Below are 17,410 nucleotides of genomic sequence, written 5' to 3' on the forward strand. Positions count from 1 at the left end.
GTTCGGACAACTTCTTCTTCTCTGCGCTGAGCGACAGCGAGGCGGGGAAGGCCGACGTGATCACGGACTTCAGCCAGGGGGAGGACGAGATCTGGCTGACGCAGATCGACGCCGACACCACCAAGGACGGCGGCCAACACTTCACCTTCATCGAGACGGCGACGTTCACCTCAGGGGTGGCGGGGCAGCTGCGCTACGAACACCAGGACGGTGACACGGTGGTGCAGGGCGATGTCGACGGCGACGGCCAGGCCGACCTCGAGATCGTGCTCACCGGCACCATTGACCTGAAGGCGGACGACTTCGTCCTCTGAGGCCGAGCCAGGGCCGGCCATGCCGGCCCTGGTCTTCGCGTCTGGGGCAACGCCGTGGCGCTCGACCGTGGGGGCTGTTCGCTTCCGGTTCCGCTGATCGGTCGGTCCTCCGGCTCATGATCCGGGGAGTGGACGCTCCACGGGCGTTCGCCGGCAACGCTTGGCTCAGCCGTCGATCGGACGGCCGAGGCGGGGCGGTGGAGAGCGCTCCCAAGCGCATGGCGTGGGCCGCGGGCTGCTTCGACGCGCCGGTCGCCAGCAGCTGGAGGCAGCCAGGGGGCTGTGGACACCGGCTGATCTCGGGGCCATACCGCCTCCGCCATTCCAGGAGGCGACGGTCGTTGTCTGTTGCCGTTATCTTTGAGATGTATTGAAATAAATATTTGGAATTGATCGATAGTTATTCTGGAATATTTGATTTTATATTTTATCATTATTCTTGAAATTCTGCGCATCGTCCCTTACATGCTCGCCCGACACGTGGATATCAATCCGCGGGCTTGGCTTGACCTCAGGCGTCCGCACGGCTCGTGCTCCGGCGCTGCAACTATTGGAGTGGTGACCGATGCGTGAGACCGAGATCCTGACCGCCGATCTGGCGGCCCTGCTCTATGGCGGCGCTGATGACGAGCGCCGGGCCAGCCACGTCCAACCGCCTGTCCTGATCACGCCTCACCGCGACCTCGCGCCTCCCGCCCATGGCGAGGCCGAGGCCGCGCCGGCGCTGCCGCTCGCCCTGGCCAGCCACGATGGCGGGGTCTCCGAGGGGCACGACGATGCAAAAGGACCGCATGCCCTCGATGTCATCGTTGGCGGCTTGGAGAACGACGAACTCTGGGGAACGGAAGGCGACGACATAATTTGCGGTTCGGTCGGCGACGACAAGCTCTATGGCCAAGGTGGCAATGATGTACTGTACGGCTATGCCACTACCGGAAACGCCAAGGCCGACGGTAACGACGAGATCTATGGTGGTTCAGGTGACGATGTGGCGTTTGGCAGTTACGGCAATGACGTAATTTGCGGTGACGAAGGTCGCGACACACTGTTTGGCGATGAGGGCAATGATAAAATATATGGCGGCAGCGATAGCGATGAACTGTATGGCCGCAGCGGCGACGACGTTCTTGAAGGCGGCAGTGGTGCCGACCTTCTCGCAGGTGACGACGGCAGCGACACGGCGTCCTATGCCGGCAGCGCTGCGGGCGTGACCGTCGACCTGGCGAGCGGCCGCGGGTCGGGCGGCGACGCCGAGGGCGACACCCTGCGGGAGATCGAGAACCTCATCGGTTCGGCTCACGCCGATGCGCTGATCGGGGACGCCCAGGCGAACCGGCTCGAGGGGGCGGACGGCGATGACCGGCTCGAGGGCGGTGCGGGCGCGGACGAGCTGGTGGGTGGCGCCGGCAGCGACACCGCGTCCTATGCCGGCAGCCGCTCGGGTGTGACCATCGACCTGGCGGCCGGCAGTGGCCGTGGCGGCGACGCCGAGGGCGACACCCTGCGGGAGATCGAGAACCTCATCGGCTCGGCCCATGCCGATGTGCTGATCGGGGACGCCCAGAAGAACCGGCTCGAGGGGGCGGACGGCGATGACCGGATCGAGGGCGGGGCGGGCGCGGACGAGTTGGTGGGTGGAGCCGGCAGCGACACGGCGTCCTATGCCGGCAGCGGCACGGGCGTGACCGTCGGTCTGGCGGTCGGCTCTGGCCTTGGCGGCGACGCGGAGGGCGACACCCTGCGGGAGATCGAGAACATCGACGGCTCGGCCTTTGCCGACGCGCTGATGGGGGATGGCGGTGCGAACCGTCTCGCGGGCGGTGGCGGGGCCGATTGGCTCTATGGCGACGACGGAAACGACATGCTGGAGGGGGGCGACGGCGCCGACGGCCTCGAAGGGGGGAACGGAGCCGATGTGCTGACCGGGGGTGCCGGTGCGGATGTCTTCGAGTACTGGCGTGTGAACGACAGCCTCGCGGGGAGCGGCGACCAGATCACGGATTTCAGCAAGGGAGAGGACAAGATCGACCTGTGGCGGGTGGATGCCGACGACGAGACCGACGCGAACGAGGCCTTCAGCTTCATCGGCACCGAGACGTTCACGTCAGGGGTGGCGGGGCAGCTGCGCTATGAGCACCGGGACGACGGCACCACGGTGGTGCAGGGCGAGGTCGATGGCGACGGCAAGGCCGATCTCGAGATCGTGCTCGCCGGCACGATCGACCTCACTGCCGCCGACTTCATCCTCTGAGTCCCAGATCGGGGTCGGCCTCGGCCGGCCCCGGAGGCCGTCAACGGCGGCTGGCGTGCGTGGCAACGGCTGCCTCAGTGACTCGGAGCCGCACCAGCGGCGCAGGCCGACAACCTCCTGCGCAATGAAAGGGGCTCGACGCGAAGGCCCGTTGGCCAGACCGAGGGCAAGGCGATGCCTTGTTCGAGGCCGCCGAACCCGTCGGGAGCGCGGCCGGGAACTGCGTTCCGGCCTAGCGGTGGCTTCAATTCAAGGGCACTGGTGCAATTCAATTGAGCTGACTGGCACGATCGAGCGCGTGCAGGCATTTGTTGAGGGCGGTCTCCTTGATCGTTGTTCGGGCGTGTTGCCGCCAATGGTGCTGCCGCACACAACGCGAAGAGGATGTGTGGGGCCATGGAAATCGTCGTCGCGACCCCGCGTCCACGATGGCATCGGCGGCCCGGTAGACCTCGCTCCAGACTGGGGGCGCCGCAATGTGGTCCAGGAGGGAAGCCCTTCCTTTCGACCGCGGAGCGGAGTGTCTCGCGCGGCCGAGCGGCTTCCGGGTCGCCCCTCCGAGGATCCGCAGGTTCATCCCGTCATCCGTGGTCCTCGATCAGACGGGCTCTGGCGTGCCCAGTCCCGCCGGAGGGGCCGCAAGGGGACTGTGTAGCCGGGCCGATTTCTGGGCCATGCCGCCTTCTGTCATTCTTGGAGGTGATGGCCTGAGGCCACTAAAGTTATCTTCTGGATGAATAAAATAAATCTTCGGAATTGATCGAGAAATTATGGTAATTCTCGATTCTGTTATTGCAATTTTCCTTGAGTTGTCTGAATCGTCTCTCGCATATTCGCCCGATCCGTGGATATTTGAGCTACGGGCTTGGCTTGACCTCAGGCGCCTACACGGAATCGTGCCCCGGCGCCGCCTCTGTTGGAGCAATGATCTATGCACATCACCGAGACCCTGGCCGCCGATCTGGCTGCGCTGCTCTATGGCTGCGCTGATGACGAGCGCTACGACGGCCCCGGCCAGCGCCCTGCCGGCGCCGCCGCTCCCCTGGTCGGCCGCGTCAGCAGGGCCTCCGAGGGACATGATGACGTGGAAACGCCGATTGCCCTCAAAGACGGGTACGTCGAAGGTGACGAGGGAGACAACAACCTCCGCGGCCTAGCTGGCGACGACGAGGTCGACGGCAAAGGAGGGAATGATCAACTCTACGGCGGCACCGGCGACGACTTGGTGCGAGGGGGCGATGGCGACGATTACATCGAAGGAGAAGCTGGCAACGATGAGCTGTACGGCGATGTCGGCGACGACGTGATTTGGGGTGGCTCTGGTAGCGACGTGGTCTACGGCGGTGACGGCAACGACATAGTGCATCTTGGCCGACCAGGTATGGTCCACGGTAATGATAGGCCGGTTGAGGTGGCATATGGGGAAGCCGGCGATGATTCTCTGCTCGGCGGCGGGGACAAGGATAAGCTCTATGGCGGAAGTGACAACGATGAGCTTCATGGCTACGCGGACAATGACCTGCTCGATGGTGGCAGTGGCAATGACAGGCTCCTTGGTGGGTACGACGATGATCAGCTCCTTGGCGGCGACGGCGAGGATGTGCTGAACGGCGGCCAAGGGGCTGACCGGCTTGATGGCGGCGCTGGGGTGGACACGGCATCCTACGCCGACAGCGCAAGCGGGGTGGTGATCGATCTCGTAAGTGGCAGCGGGAAGGGCGGCGACGCCCAGGGCGACAGCCTGATTGGCATCGAGAACCTGATCGGCTCGGCCTATGACGATGTGCTCCTGGGCGATGCTTCCGCAAACGTGCTCGAGGGTGGTGCCGGGGCCGACCTGCTGAAGGGCGGCGCGGGGATGGACACGGCGTCCTACGCGAGCAGCGCCAGCGGGATGACGGTCGATCTCGGGGCTGGCAAGGGTCAGTCCGGTGATGCCGAGGGCGATGTGCTGGACAGCATCGAGAACGTGATCGGATCGGCTCACGACGATGTGCTTCTGGGCGATGGCTCCGCAAACGTGCTCGAGGGCGGTCTCGGGACCGACCGGCTTTATGGCGGGGAGGGCAGCGATACGCTCGAGGGTGGCGGCGGCGGCGACTGGCTGGAGGGTGGCGCAGACAACGACGTGCTGATGGGCCAGGAGAGCCAGGACCTGCTCTATGGCAACGACGGCGCCGATGTGCTCGACGGCGGCAGCGACCACGACTGGCTCGAAGGTGGGGCCGGACAGGACACCCTGACCGGCGGGACCGGCGCGGATAACTTCAACTACTATGCGGTGAGCGACAGCGAGGCAGGGAGCGCCGACGTGATCACGGACTTCAGCCAGGGGGAGGACGAGATCTGGCTGACGCAGATCGACGCCGACACCACCAAGGACGGCAGCCAGTCCTTCACCTTCATCGAGACGGCGACGTTCACGCCGGGGGTGGCGGGGCAGTTGCGCTACGAGCACCAGGACGGCAACACCCTGGTGCAGGGCGACGTCGACGGCGACGGCCAGGCCGATCTCGAGATCGTGCTCGCCGGCACGTTCGAGCTCTTAGCCAGCGACTTCGTGCTCTGAGCCCGAGCAGGGGCCGGCCTCGGCCGGCCCCTGGCCTCCGCCAGCCGGGCGGCGGCCAAGCAGTCCTCACCTTCCGGGATCGCCATCTGGAAGTCTCCCGTCGCAGGCCGATCATTGCCGTCTCACGGCTCTCTGTCCGTTGGCTATCTTTCCGGCGTCGAGCTGATGCCGAATGATAGTGTGCGGTCGATTGCCAATGTTGCCATAACTCAAAGTTATTATAATAATCAGAAGCGGAATGTTGGATTTTGTTTTTGGTCTCCATTGAATTAAAATTGTTTCTGTTCTAGATTTTCAGCCGCGGCCGGAGCCGGCTCCCGGCCCGTCGATGGCGGCCGCGCCATGGATATGGTCGCGAAAGGATTCGTCATGGGCTTGCCCTTCCTGGTACCCGCAGCCTCGCCGGACCATCCTGTCCGCAGGCGGCTGCGAGCGTGGCTGCCCGCGGCCTTTGCCGTCCTGTTGCTCGCGGGCTTGCCGCCTCTCGCCGCCCCGGGCTGGGCGGCAGCCGGCGCGCCGGCCCAGGCAGCCCCCAAGACGGCACCGGATCTGCGCGATCTGGTCGCGCGCATCGCACTCTATCCCGATGATCTGCTGTCGCTGGTGCTGCCGGCGTCGGCCGCGCCTCTCGACGTGGTCCAAGCCGTCCGCTATCTCGACAAGCGCGGGAAGGACCCATCCCCCGCCCCCGATCCGAACTGGGACCCCGCCGTGATCGCCCTCCTGAACTACCCGGAGGCGCTGCGGCTCATGGACTCCGACCTCGACTGGGCCGAACAGCTCGGACAGGCGGTGGCCGGCAATCTCAACGGCGTGCTCGACGCCATCCAGGGGATCCGGAACGAAGCCGTGGGGGCTGGCTATCTGGCCTCGAACGACAAGGTCACGGTCACCCGCCAGCCGGCACCGGCCGGCACGTCGCCTGGTGCGGCGGCCGGCAAGCAGACGGTGGTGATCCGCAGCGCCGACCCCGACATCGTCTACGTCCCGACCTACAGCCCGGCGATGGTGGTGAACCAGACCTACGCCTCGGCCCCGCCGGTGGCCTACCCCACCCCCTATCTCAGCTACCAGTCGCCGGCCGCGCCCTTCTTCACCGGACTGCTCTTCGGCACCGCTCTGGGCTATGCCCTCAGCTGGGACGACCGCGACATCGACATCGACGTCCACCATGTCGATTGGGACGATATTGATTGGGATCATGTCGACTGGGACAAGGTCCACCGTGTGCGCCCGGACATCGACATCGGCGGCGACGTCAATGTCAACGTCAACACCCTCATCAACAACGGCCGATTCAAGAATGTCGACCGCACCACGCTGCAATCGCAGATAGACGCGAACCGCCAGACCTTCGTGGCCGCCCATGGCCAGATCGGCGACGGCCAGCGGCGTGTCTGGCGGCCGGACGACGCACGTCCGGAAGGGGGACGTCCCCGCCAGGACGGGCCGAGCCTCGACACAACGCAGCGCGCAACCACCGAAGGGCTGCGTCAGCGCGATCAGGCGACGGCCGGTGCTCCGCGGCTGCAGCAGCCCCGGCAGCCGCCGCGGGTCGGCGACGGCACCGGACGGAAGGACGGCGCCTTCGGCAACGTAGCGCCGCGGCCCGAGACCGGCCGCGCCTCGGTCCGCGGTCGCGAGAGCCTGGACCTGCCGCAGCGCCCGGGCTCGAGAGCGGTGCCCCAGGATCGGCCGGGCCCGCGCCAGCGGGTCATCGCGCCCGCCGCCCTGCCGCAGCGCGGGTCCGGCCGCTTGGGCGATGCCCCGGACGGCAACCGCAACCGCCTGTTCGGCCGATGAACCCGAGCGCAGGAGCGCATTCATGCTGACATCGATCAGGCGTCGGGGAAGGCGTCTCCTCGGTCTCGCCGTCATTCTCCTCCCGTTGCTGATGCCTTCGGCCGTGGCCGAAGGCCAGGACGGCGATGGCCCGCAGCGCTTCGACGCGCCGGAGGCGGCCAGCAGGGCGATGGTCGAGGCGTTGGAGGCGGGGGACCCGGACGGAGTCCTGCGCATCCTCGGCACACGCTACCGCGACGCGCTGATGCCCGATGACCCGGTCTCCTTCGAGGAGGGGCTGGACGATGTCGTCGCTGCGGCTCGGGCCAGGGCCGTCCTGGAGGGTGAGGGTGACCTGCGGATCATTGCCATGGGCTTGGCCGGCTGGACCTTCCCGATTCCGATCGTTCGGGCGGCGGACGGCTGGCGCTTCGACACCGAGGCCGGTCTCGACGAGATCCTGGCCCGGCGCATCGGCGCCGATGAGCTGGCGGCGCTCACGGTGCTGCAGGCATATGGCCCCGCGCAAATGGCCTATGCCGCCAAGGACCGCGACGGTGACGGCGTGCTCGAATTCGCGCAGAGGCTGGTCAGCTCGCCTGGCAGGCAGGACGGACTCTATTGGCCGGACGTGGCCGATACCGATCCCAGCCCCTTCGGACTCTTGGTGGCGGAGGATCGGAGCTATTTCGAAAGTCGTCGCCCCGGACAGCCCTATCACGGATATTACTTCCAGATCCTGACCCGGCAGGAGGGCGAGGTGCCGGGCGGCCGCTACGACTACGTCATCAACGACAACATGATCGCCGGCTTCGCACTGATCGCGGTTCCGGCGACCTATGGCCGGACCGGCCGGATGACCTTTCTGATCAATCACCTCGGCTTGATCTGGCAGAAGGATCTCGGTGACCGCACCGAGGTGCTTGCGGCGGCGATCCAGTCCTACGCCGTCGACGCCACCTGGGTCGAGGCATCGTCCGGGCCGTAGCCAACGGAAACATGCAGCAGCAGTTCTGGAAGGCGTCCTGACGGCCGAGAAGATCGGCGTCGTCCTCAGACAGCCGGGTGAGGTGCTGATTGGTGTCGACGGCGATACGACAGTCCCCGATGCGAGGGATCGCCCTCTACACGGGCGGCGTCTTCATCCTGCGCCGAGAGGCCCGGCCGAACGGGTCAAACTCGCCGGCGCCCCGACATTGCCATAGCCGATCGAGAAGAGAGCGGGCGACCGCGCGAGGCGGATCGGTGTCCGCATCCGGCACGACCAAGTGAGGTCGCCTCAAGACCCGATACAGCGCGATGCGTCGGCCGGTGGCGGATGGGTTCGTCCTTTCATTGAGAAGAGGTAGCGATCTGGTCGGCAAGCACTACCGCGATGGTCTGAGCCGTGCGGAGCTGCTGTAGGATGACCGGCAGAGTCTCCGACGCGAATGTCCGCAGTGCCGTGTCCTGGCCCGAACCGATCTCGTAGACCAGAATTTGCGACAGTGTGGTGAGGTCAGTGATCTGCCCGGCGACATAGGCCTGATCGAACGCGATGCCGGACAATTGAACGAGCAGCCCGTGGATCGCGCGATGCTCGGGATCCAGGTCGACCGAATACCGGAAGCCGCTCGCCCTGATCAGATCGACGAGACGGTCCCGCACACGGGTGTGCTCCTCGATGATCTGGCGGGCAAAGCCGCGGACGGCGTTGTTCGTGCTCTTCTGCTCCGCAAGGTGGCCGAACTCGATCATGACGAAGCCGCCAACCGCCATCTGGAGGATGAAAATGCCGTCAGCCGGAAGAGATTGGTCCGTGACAGTCCCCGATGGTCCGATCTTCGATCCACGAAGCGAGATGCTGCCGCTCGAGATCTCCCCGCTCAGGGACGTCGCGGCTGTATCCTGAGGACGAGCGGGCGATGTCGTCAGAAGAAGGGTGGTCAGCACACCCGCTGCGATCCGATAGCTCATACCTGTCTCCTTGTCGGACGCCCGCACGGCAGCCCGATCGTCGAGCGGATGGGGCTGTTGGTGTGTCCCCATCGTCCTGCATCCGCCTCGGAGGTCGGCCGCGCACCATGACGACTCTGCATCTCCATGCTTCTATCGACGATCTCGAAGTATGGATTCAGAATTGAATGGGCAATCTTTCTAAGATATAGAAGCCTCTAAGATTGTGCTCAAGAAAATATTTCCATTAATATTTGTTATGGATTGAATTGACCTGAGCATGGGTGCAATTTGCTGTGGAAGGCGAGTTGTCGGCAACCCGCGGCCGATCGTCGAGGACAAGAGGCGGTTCCGCAAGTTCGAACGCCCGTCGCTCTCCGGCGACACCGGCAAGATCCGCTCGGCGCTGGGCTGGGCCCCGAAATGGTCGCTCGAGGAGGGGCTGCGCGACCTGATGAATATCGAGCCCCATCACGCCACGAGTTTTGTCGGGAAGGATAAGACCCCAATCCCGACTGGCGGATGCGTTTCCAGGCAGCCGAAATCTGTTCGGAAGATTGGATAGTGGTGTCTCGATTTGTTGATGGAGTGGTTGAGGTTGGTGCCTTCCGGGGGGCTTCCGAGGAAACCTCTGGACGACCTCGCCTGGGCCTTCCGTCCGAGCCTGGATCAAGACGCACAATCGTCCCCCTCGATTCTGTTGAAATGGCGGGACGACGGATTGCGCCGTGCATCTTTAGCGAAGGACGCCGCCCTTGCATAAGTTCTAGTAATATTTCTACTGATATTCAGTAATTCCGGTTTCGATATCTGGTTTGTGTTGATCGGTTCTATATAAGATCATATATCTTGGGCGCTCTCGTACATGTTTCCGATCCTCGGTGATCTGTTTCTGAGAATTTGGTCTGATCTTGGCGTCCGTGCGGATCGTGCTCTGACGCCCCAGCTTCTGGATGAAGAAACGTGCGCAACGTCACAGCCTCGACCGTCGATGCGTTGGTCCTGCACTCTGGCGCCGGCGATGAGCGCCAGGACGACCGAAGCGGCCACAGCCTCCAGCACTCGCACCGTCTCCCACATCCGATGGTGAACGGCCTCGCCCAAGAAGGACCGGCACAGCCGTCCGGCAGACCCCTTTCCGACGGCGCGTGCCTCCCGATCGCTTCCGAGGACGAGGCGGTGAGGGTCCTCTTCGGCGGTGATTTGATTGAAGGTGACGATCAAGACGAGGTGCTCGGCGGGAACCTTGGTAATGACGAGATTCACGGCAAAGGGGGGAGCGACGCACTCTTCGGCGGGCGTGGAAACGACAAACTCTACGGTGGTGATGGAGATGATGAGCTTAATGGCGACGAGGGCATGGACCTGCTCCGCGGCGGAGAAGGCAACGATCTGATCCGCGGTGGAGACGGGGATGATATTGACAACCTCTCCGGAGACGCCGGCGATGACGAATTGTACGGTGACGGTGGCGACGATAAGCTCAGCGGCGGTGAGGGTGACGATGTTCTGAATGGCGGCGCCGGTGCCGACCGGCTCGATGGTGGGTCGGGAGTGGACACGGCGTCCTATGTCGACAGCGCCGAAGGCGTGCTGATCAATCTCGCGACCGGCGGTGGCTGGGGCGGCGCCGATCGCAAGCCGTAGGTAGCGCTGGAAACCGCACCAAAGCATCTGGCCCGACAGGACCCTTCGCGGATCATGCCCATCAACAGGAGATCGATATGGAGAAGTCGGAACGCTATGGCGATCGCTTGTTCCATCCTGGTCGCGAAGGGGAGTACGACCGGCTCACTGCCTTGGCCGCCGCGTTCGATCCCGCCACGCAGGGTCGGCTGGCGGCTTTGGGAGTACGGCGCGGATGGCGATGCCTGGACGTCGGCGCCGGTCCGGGTACGGTCAGCCGGTGGCTGGCCGAGGTGGTTGCCGGTGGCGAGGTCGTGGCCGTCGATCGGGACACCCGCTTTCTCGAGCAGATCGATCATCCGCGGCTTGCCGTCATGACCGCGGACATCACGGAGCCGGATTTTGCTCCCGGCACGTTTGATCTGGTGCATGCCCGGTTCGTGCTCATGCATTTGCGCGACCGGGACCATCTGCTTGCCCGCATGCTCTCCTGGGTGCGACCTGGCGGATGGCTGGTTGTCAGCGACCATGCTGATTTTGGCGTCTTCTCCTCGGCTCACTCTGCTTACAGGAACACCTTGACAGCCCTGTGGCGGACACTGGCCAACACGATCGGCACTGACATGACTTACGGTCGTCGTCACCCGGGGACGTTGGCGGCGCATCGCTTGACGGACATCGGCATGGCGGTTGACCTTCCTATCGTCACCGCCGGATCGCCACTCGCCCTCTTCTGGGACTTGACGCTGCGCCAAGCGGTCCCAAGCCTCTTGGCGTCGGGTTCGGTGGCGCACAAAACCATTGAGTCCGCGCTCGCCTATCTGGCGGATCCAGGGATCTGCGATTTGTCCGTCGGGATGATCACGGCCTGGGGCCGTCGGCCATCCTCTATCGCCGTCCGGTGAGGACGCTTGAGGATCTCCAGCGCCAATCGGAGGATCGTGATCGATCTTGCGAAGCCGAGACTCGCAAGCTCTATCTGGTTGTCCTCGCCGTATATATCTCTGCAGCGAAGAATATGCTTCATGCGGATTGATAGAGAGGGTGAGTTATATAGCATCCATAACGCGGGAATGAGTATACTATAATTGATATTCATTTGACCATTTTTTAATAAAACCTAATTTGTATTTAGTGAGGATGTCGCGTGACGAGGCGTTGGCATCAGAGGTCTAGACGCATCTCTACTATCAAGGCAAGGATCATGATCACATACCCGTCGGATATGGGTGTCGCTGACGCTCTCTATGGCCAGGGCTTTGCTGGTGACATCGATCACCGCCATCACGGCGCCGGCAACCTTCCCGAAGCCCAGGGCTGCTCCGATCGCCAGCCCCTCTGGATCGGTGTCGATTCCGAGGGCGGCCAGCGCGGTGACGCCGGCACCCCCTGGATCAGGCCCAGCGAAGTCTGGAACGGCGAAGGCAACCGGAACGATACACATGACGGAACCGCTGAAGACGACACGCTCAACGGCCATGGCGGCGATGACATTCTGTGTGGCTTGGACGGCAATGATATTCTGAACGGTGGCGGTGACATCGACATGCTCGATGGCGGCGCAGGCGCAGACCGGTTGTGCGGAGGCTCGGGCGGAGATGTTCTGTGCGGTGGGAGCGGCAAAGATACCTTCGTCTACAACGCTGTGAGCGACAGCAAGCCAGGCAATTCCTATGCCCACGACACCATCGTGGATTTTCATCAGGGAGAGGATCTGATCGATCTGTCGGCGGTCGACGCCGATGGCACGGAGGACGGCGTTCAAGGGTTCGCCTTTATTGGCAACGAGGTCTTTCATGGTGAGGCCGGTGAGCTGCGCTATGAGCACAAAGACGGCGACACGCTGGTGCTGGGCGACACCAATGGCGACAAGATCGCCGATTTCGAGATCAAGCTCGATGGAACGATCTCTCTGTGGGAGACGGATTTCCTGCTGTGAGGCGCGGAGATCCGGTGCGCCTGCCCTCATCGAGAAAACTGCGTCGTGTCCGGTCTCCGACTCCAGCGTTCGGGGAAGCCCGGCACGTCGGTCTGGATCTTCATGCAAGGGATGGGTTGTGATCGCGAGAGCCTCAAGACCGGCGACGGAGAGCGGCCGACGGTTGGTCGGCTTGGTTGCGGCGTGCATCGGCCTGGCGACAGTGCCTGAGGCCCAGGCCCAGGCCCAGATGATCGGGATCGGAGTCGATCCTCTGGCTGCTTCGACGACGCAGGACGATGCAGTCAGCCTCGGTCTCGGAGCCGGTGTCATGCCGGACTTCGTTGGGGGAGGCGAACTGCGGGTGGAGCCGATTCCGATCGTCGGTGTTCGGTTCGGTGACATCGCCTTCGCTGCGACGGGACGCGGTATCGGCGCGAATCTCGTCAGGTTTAGCGGTCTCAGTGCGGGGCCTTTCCTCGATTATTCGCTCGGCAGCAAGCGGAGCCGGGCTGCCGACGGCCTCGATGACCTCGACGGGACGGGCCTTGCTGGGCTCTTCGTCCGATACAGCCTGGCTCCGTTCGCCATCGAGGGGCGCGTGGGCCATAGTTTCGCAGGCGACTTCGATGGCTATGTCGCCACCCTGTCCGGGGTGATGGCCTTCGAGTTGGCGGAAGGGTGGCGCGGTCGGGTCGGCGCCACGGCCCTGTGGGGCGACGGCGGCTGGAGCGATGCCTTCTTTGGCATCGACGACGGCGAGGCCTCCCGATCAGGGCTGCCGGCGTATCGGCCCGGCGCCGGCATCCAGGAGGTCAGCCTGTTCCTCGGGTCGGCCTACGACATCACGCCGTCCATTTCCCTGGTCGGCTATGTGCGGGTGTCGCGGCTCGTCGGCGAGGCAGCCGACAGCCCGATCGTGGAGGCGGAGGGTGAGGCCGGCCAGATCGCGGCGCAACTCGGGCTGGTCTATCGCTTCTGAGTGGCCGCCGCCCCGCCGCGGCAAGGATAAACGAAGGGGCAGGCTGTCGATCGAAGCTCTCAGCTGCGAGGAACGGCAGGCGCGATCGTGTCCGACGGCGGACCTCAAATCTCCGCTCCAGAGGATCAGATTGTGATGACGGTGGATGGCTTCCGCTCCGATCCCGCAAATCCGTCGGACGGCAGCGCACTTGCGTTGCGTCCGCGTTGGCCTGCCGGAGATCCCGAGTCCATGATCGATAAACCTGCTATGGGCGAAGAAGAGCCGATGCCTCGAACAGGGATGCGTCAGGGTCTTCACCAATGGAGCGCCCATCGCGGCGGTCATGCTCGGTTCCCAGTGCTGCTGCTGATCGCAGCGACATGCTTCGGGCTCGCCGGTTGCGGTGCCGTGGCCTTTCCATTCCGTGTTGTTGCCGATACGGCGAAGATCGTTCCGGTGGTGGGTGACGCGGTCGCGGCGCCGCTGGATGCGGCCGGTGACGCCATCGATTGAACCTTGAAGTCGGGTTCCGCCGGTAGCGTCCCGGTACGGAGGGATCTCGCGATGCTGCGCCGGGCTTGGTCCGTTCGATCTCGGAGCGGTTCGACTCCGAGATCGAGCCGCTCAAGCTCCTGATTTGCGACCTGAAGGAAGGCAAGGTGGTGGGCGAGCCAAACCATCCCTCTGGCGGCCGGGCGTGGCGGTGGCGTTGAGGTTCTGGTCGTCGGCGGTTCAAGCGTTGCCGAAGAGCGGAGACGGCTCCGTCCTGGTGGCTCCACAACACGTCTCCGGTCTGGCCAAGAGCGCGAATCGCCAGCATAGACGCTCATTCGCGGCGGGGGCGGTGATGGGAGCCTGCAATAATTCCTGCTTGGAGAGTCGAACGCGCGACCCGACACGCCCGAGCCGGGCACGGGTCTCAAAAGCTCGACGGATCCCGATCTGGAAGAGGGTTGTGGATAATAGTGTCTGTTGTTGTTTCTCTTGATTCTTTAGCCCTGTGGTCAATAAATTATAATAATTCATTCTAGATAATCTGGTAATGTGAGCGAAATATTGAAAATTTTTATTGAACTTATTGTCGGATTCATTAAAGTTCACCGCTTCTGGATCCGATCCGTGAGCACGGCTTGGCCACGGGCATCGGCACGGGGCACCGTCTGGCACAGCACTCTTTGGAGAATGACCCATGCACGATGCTGGGACCCTGGTCGCAGATCTGGCGGCTCTGCTCTATGGTGGCGACGATGAGCGCCGGACCAGCCCCGGTCAGCCGCGTCTCCCTGCGGCCTCCGACCGCGATCTCTCGCATTTGGCCGATGCCCCCGCCCCGATCGCGTCGTCGCGACCGCTCGCCCCGTCCGGCCGCGGCGGTGAGGTCCTCGTGCCGCGCGACGACACGGAAGGCGTGCGTGGCCTCGAGGTTATCGAAGGCGACGACGAGGACGACAAGCTTCACGGGTGGCTTGCAGGCGACAGCATTCATGGCAACGGAGGAAATGACAAACTGTACGGCGACAGGGGGAACGATGTGCTTTGGGGCGGCGATGGTGAGGATCTGTTGTCTGGTGATGAGGACAATGATCAGCTGTACGGCGACGGCGGCAACGATAATCTGCGAGGCGGGACGGGTGACGATGTCCTCTGCGGTGGCGCGGCGGCGGATGAACTGGACGGCGGCGAGGGCGCGGATACTGCGTCCTATGAGGACAGTCGCGAGGGGGTGAGGGTCGATCTGGCGAGCGGCCTTGGCTGGTTCGGCGATGCGGCGGGCGACCGGTTGGAAGAGATCGAGAATGCGACCGGCTCGGCCCGCGACGACGCCTTCGTCGCGAGCAGCCAGGCGAACCGGCTCGACGGCGGGGACGGCGTGGACTGGGTCCAATACTTCATCAGCGACGCCGGGGTGACCGTCGATCTTGCGACGGGTTGGGGCTCGGGTGGCTGGGCCGAGGGAGACGAGCTGGTCGGGATCGAGAATGTCGAAGGCTCGGACCATGCGGACCGGATCACTGGCAACGCGGCGGGGAACAAGCTCGCCGGCCGGGATGGCGACGACGTGCTCGACGGTGCCGACGGCGCCGATGTGCTCTCCGGCGAGGCCGGGGAGGACAAGCTGTGGGGCGGTGCGGGGGCGGACCGACTCGAAGGTGAGGCCGGCGACGACACGCTGCGAGGGGGCGCGGGGGCGGATGTGCTGGATGGCGGGGCGGGGATGGACTTTGCCAACTATCAAGGATCGTCAGCTGGGGTGAAGGTCGATCTGCGGACCGGGACGGGGTTGGGCGGCGACGCCGCAGGCGACGTGCTGACCGGGATCGAGAACCTGTACGGGTCGAGCCAGGACGACGAGCTGATCGGGGATGATGGGCGGAACATCATCGGCGGTGAACGGGGAAACGATATCCTCCTCGGCCATGGCGGCGCCGACGTGCTGTCCGGCGAGGATGGCAATGACAGCCTCCTTGGCGGCGACGGCGACGACCGGCTGGTTGGAGGGGCCGGAAGCGATGACATCCGTGGCGGCGCTGGCGACGATTCGGTGGATGCCGGCAGCGAGGACGACATCGTCTTCGGTGAGGCCGGGGACGATGTGCTTTACGGTGGCACGGGCGGCGACCAGCTCGACGGCGGCGAAGGCAATGACCTCCTGGAGGGGGCGGGGGGCGGGGATGTGCTGATCGGCGGGGTGGGGATCGACACGCTGAGCTATGCCGGGGCGGCGTCGGGGGTGTTGGTCGATCTCGACATCGGCGTCGCTACGGGCGGGGATGCGGACGGCGACAGCTTTTCCGGGATCGAGCAGGTGGTCGGATCGGCCTGGGCCGATGTGCTGCGCGGTGATGGCGGGGCGAACGCGCTCTGGGGCGGCGCAGGCGACGACTGGCTCCGCGGGGAAGGAGGCGACGACGTGCTCAAAGGGGGGAGCGGAGCCGATATCCTGGAGGGCGGCGAGGGGATGGACACGGCCGACTACTATGCCTCCGCTGCCGCGGTGACGGTCGATCTGGAGCACGGCCGGGGCTCCGGCGGCGATGCCGCGGGCGATGCGCTGATCGGGATCGAGAATGTCGTGGGCTCGAACGGCGCCGACACGCTCACCGGCAATGGGGCGGGGAACCTTCTTCAAGGCTGCGATGGCCGCGACTCGCTCCATGGTGGCGACGGCGATGACGGATTGTACGGCAGCGGCGGCTACGACCGGCTCGCAGGCGGTGCGGGCCGGGACGTGTTGACCGGCGGGGCCGACGAGGACGACTTCGTCTTCGATGTGGTGAGCGATAGCGCAGCGGGGGCCGGCGACGTGATCACGGACTTCAGCCGGGCGGAGCAGGACCTGATCTGGCTGAAGGAGATCGACGCCAACCCCGAGAGGAGCGGCGACCAGTCCTTCACCTTCATCGAGGATCGCGACTTCAGCGGGACGGCCGGGGAGCTGCGTTACGAGCACAAGGACGGCAACACGCTGGTGCAGGGGGATGTCGACGGCAACGGCGTGGCCGATCTCGAGATCGTGCTTGTGGGCGAGATCGACCTGATAGCAGACGACTTCATCCTCTGATTCCGAGCCCGGGCCGGCGCCGGCTTTCGATCGGTCACGCACTCAGGCAGGCATCAGCCCTCCGGATATGCGGCGTCTCGCGGAGCGGCGGGGACCGACAGGGCGGGCGAGAGAGGAAGGGCCTCTGTCGCCTCCAGAGGGAGGCCTGCTCAATGGTTTCATCGCGAGGCGGCGCGGCGGAGGACGGTGCGGGACATATCTCGGCAGTGCTCTCGCAGGAGAGCCGCGGAGATCACGAGGGGCGGGGGGTGTTTCCTCGGTGAGGTCGCGGCAGTCGCGTCCGAGCTCGCCCTCCGACAGGCTTCGGAGGAACTGACCCATGGCCTCTGCGGGCAGGCTCACGGGCCGAGATCGTGCACGTCCGTTTCGAATTATATATTATGGAAACTCTCTTTATTGAATATAGTTATCGTATTCGCGTACTATGTGAATAGTTTCTCTGCGTCAATTCTATTTGACGTGTTTCCAATTGTCGTCGTAACTTGGGCG

At 64.5% G+C, this 17,410-nt stretch carries 12 protein-coding genes; 11 read left to right on the forward strand and 1 reads right to left on the reverse strand.

Features of this window, described 5'->3' with window-relative positions; all coding sequences use genetic code 11:
• The 5 genes from ACTOWL_RS25530 to ACTOWL_RS25550 form a co-directional block, all read left to right on the forward strand.
• Positions 1-314, forward strand: a 314-nt coding sequence (locus ACTOWL_RS25530; protein ID WP_441324104.1) for a M10 family metallopeptidase C-terminal domain-containing protein, incomplete at its 5' end; no start/stop codon positions are given.
• 565 nt (positions 315-879) lie between these two features.
• Positions 880-2,565, forward strand: coding sequence for a calcium-binding protein (locus tag ACTOWL_RS25535; protein ID WP_441324105.1), 1,686 nt, complete (start codon positions 880-882; stop codon positions 2,563-2,565).
• A 931-nt stretch (positions 2,566-3,496) separates the two neighbouring features.
• Positions 3,497-5,134 (forward strand): calcium-binding protein, encoded by a 1,638-nt coding sequence (locus ACTOWL_RS25540; protein WP_441324106.1) that lies wholly within the window; start codon positions 3,497-3,499, stop codon positions 5,132-5,134.
• A gap of 342 nt (positions 5,135-5,476) precedes the next feature.
• Positions 5,477-6,937: a DUF3300 domain-containing protein gene (locus ACTOWL_RS25545; RefSeq protein ID WP_441324107.1), complete on the forward strand. Its 1,461-nt coding sequence runs from the start codon at positions 5,477-5,479 to the stop codon at positions 6,935-6,937.
• Positions 6,938-7,040: 103 nt separating this feature from the next.
• The gene (locus ACTOWL_RS25550; RefSeq protein ID WP_441324108.1) at positions 7,041-7,904 is read left to right on the forward strand and encodes a DUF2950 family protein; all 864 of its coding nucleotides are present in this window, start codon (positions 7,041-7,043) and stop codon (positions 7,902-7,904) included.
• Positions 7,905-8,248: 344 nt separating this feature from the next.
• On the opposite strand, the gene ACTOWL_RS25555 is transcribed toward ACTOWL_RS25550, so the two are convergent.
• Positions 8,249-8,872, reverse strand: coding sequence for a DUF4142 domain-containing protein (locus ACTOWL_RS25555; protein ID WP_441324109.1), 624 nt, complete (start codon positions 8,870-8,872; stop codon positions 8,249-8,251).
• Between the two features lie 942 nt (positions 8,873-9,814).
• On the opposite strand from ACTOWL_RS25555, the gene ACTOWL_RS25560 reads away from it, so the two are divergent.
• From ACTOWL_RS25560 to ACTOWL_RS25585, 6 genes are all read left to right on the forward strand, one after another.
• Entirely contained in the window at positions 9,815-10,498 is a 684-nt protein-coding gene (locus tag ACTOWL_RS25560) for a calcium-binding protein (protein WP_441324110.1), read from the forward strand.
• Between the two features lie 77 nt (positions 10,499-10,575).
• Positions 10,576-11,382, forward strand: coding sequence for a class I SAM-dependent methyltransferase (locus ACTOWL_RS25565; protein WP_441324111.1), 807 nt, complete (start codon positions 10,576-10,578; stop codon positions 11,380-11,382).
• Positions 11,383-11,681: 299 nt separating this feature from the next.
• On the forward strand, positions 11,682-12,416 hold the full coding sequence (locus ACTOWL_RS25570) for a M10 family metallopeptidase C-terminal domain-containing protein (protein ID WP_441324112.1): 735 nt from the start codon (positions 11,682-11,684) through the stop codon (positions 12,414-12,416).
• A gap of 163 nt (positions 12,417-12,579) precedes the next feature.
• Positions 12,580-13,377, forward strand: coding sequence for a MipA/OmpV family protein (locus tag ACTOWL_RS25575; protein WP_441324113.1), 798 nt, complete (start codon positions 12,580-12,582; stop codon positions 13,375-13,377).
• Between the two features lie 135 nt (positions 13,378-13,512).
• Positions 13,513-13,872, forward strand: a complete 360-nt coding sequence (locus tag ACTOWL_RS25580; RefSeq protein ID WP_441324114.1) for a DUF6726 family protein — start codon at positions 13,513-13,515, stop codon at positions 13,870-13,872.
• A 676-nt stretch (positions 13,873-14,548) separates the two neighbouring features.
• Positions 14,549-16,921 (forward strand): calcium-binding protein, encoded by a 2,373-nt coding sequence (locus ACTOWL_RS25585; RefSeq protein WP_441324115.1) that lies wholly within the window; start codon positions 14,549-14,551, stop codon positions 16,919-16,921.
• Positions 16,922-17,410: the final 489 nt, after the last annotated feature.

The sequence above is a fragment of the Inquilinus sp. CA228 genome, assembly GCF_052078665.1.
In the GTDB taxonomy this organism is placed as follows: Bacteria; Pseudomonadota; Alphaproteobacteria; order DSM-16000; family Inquilinaceae; genus Inquilinus.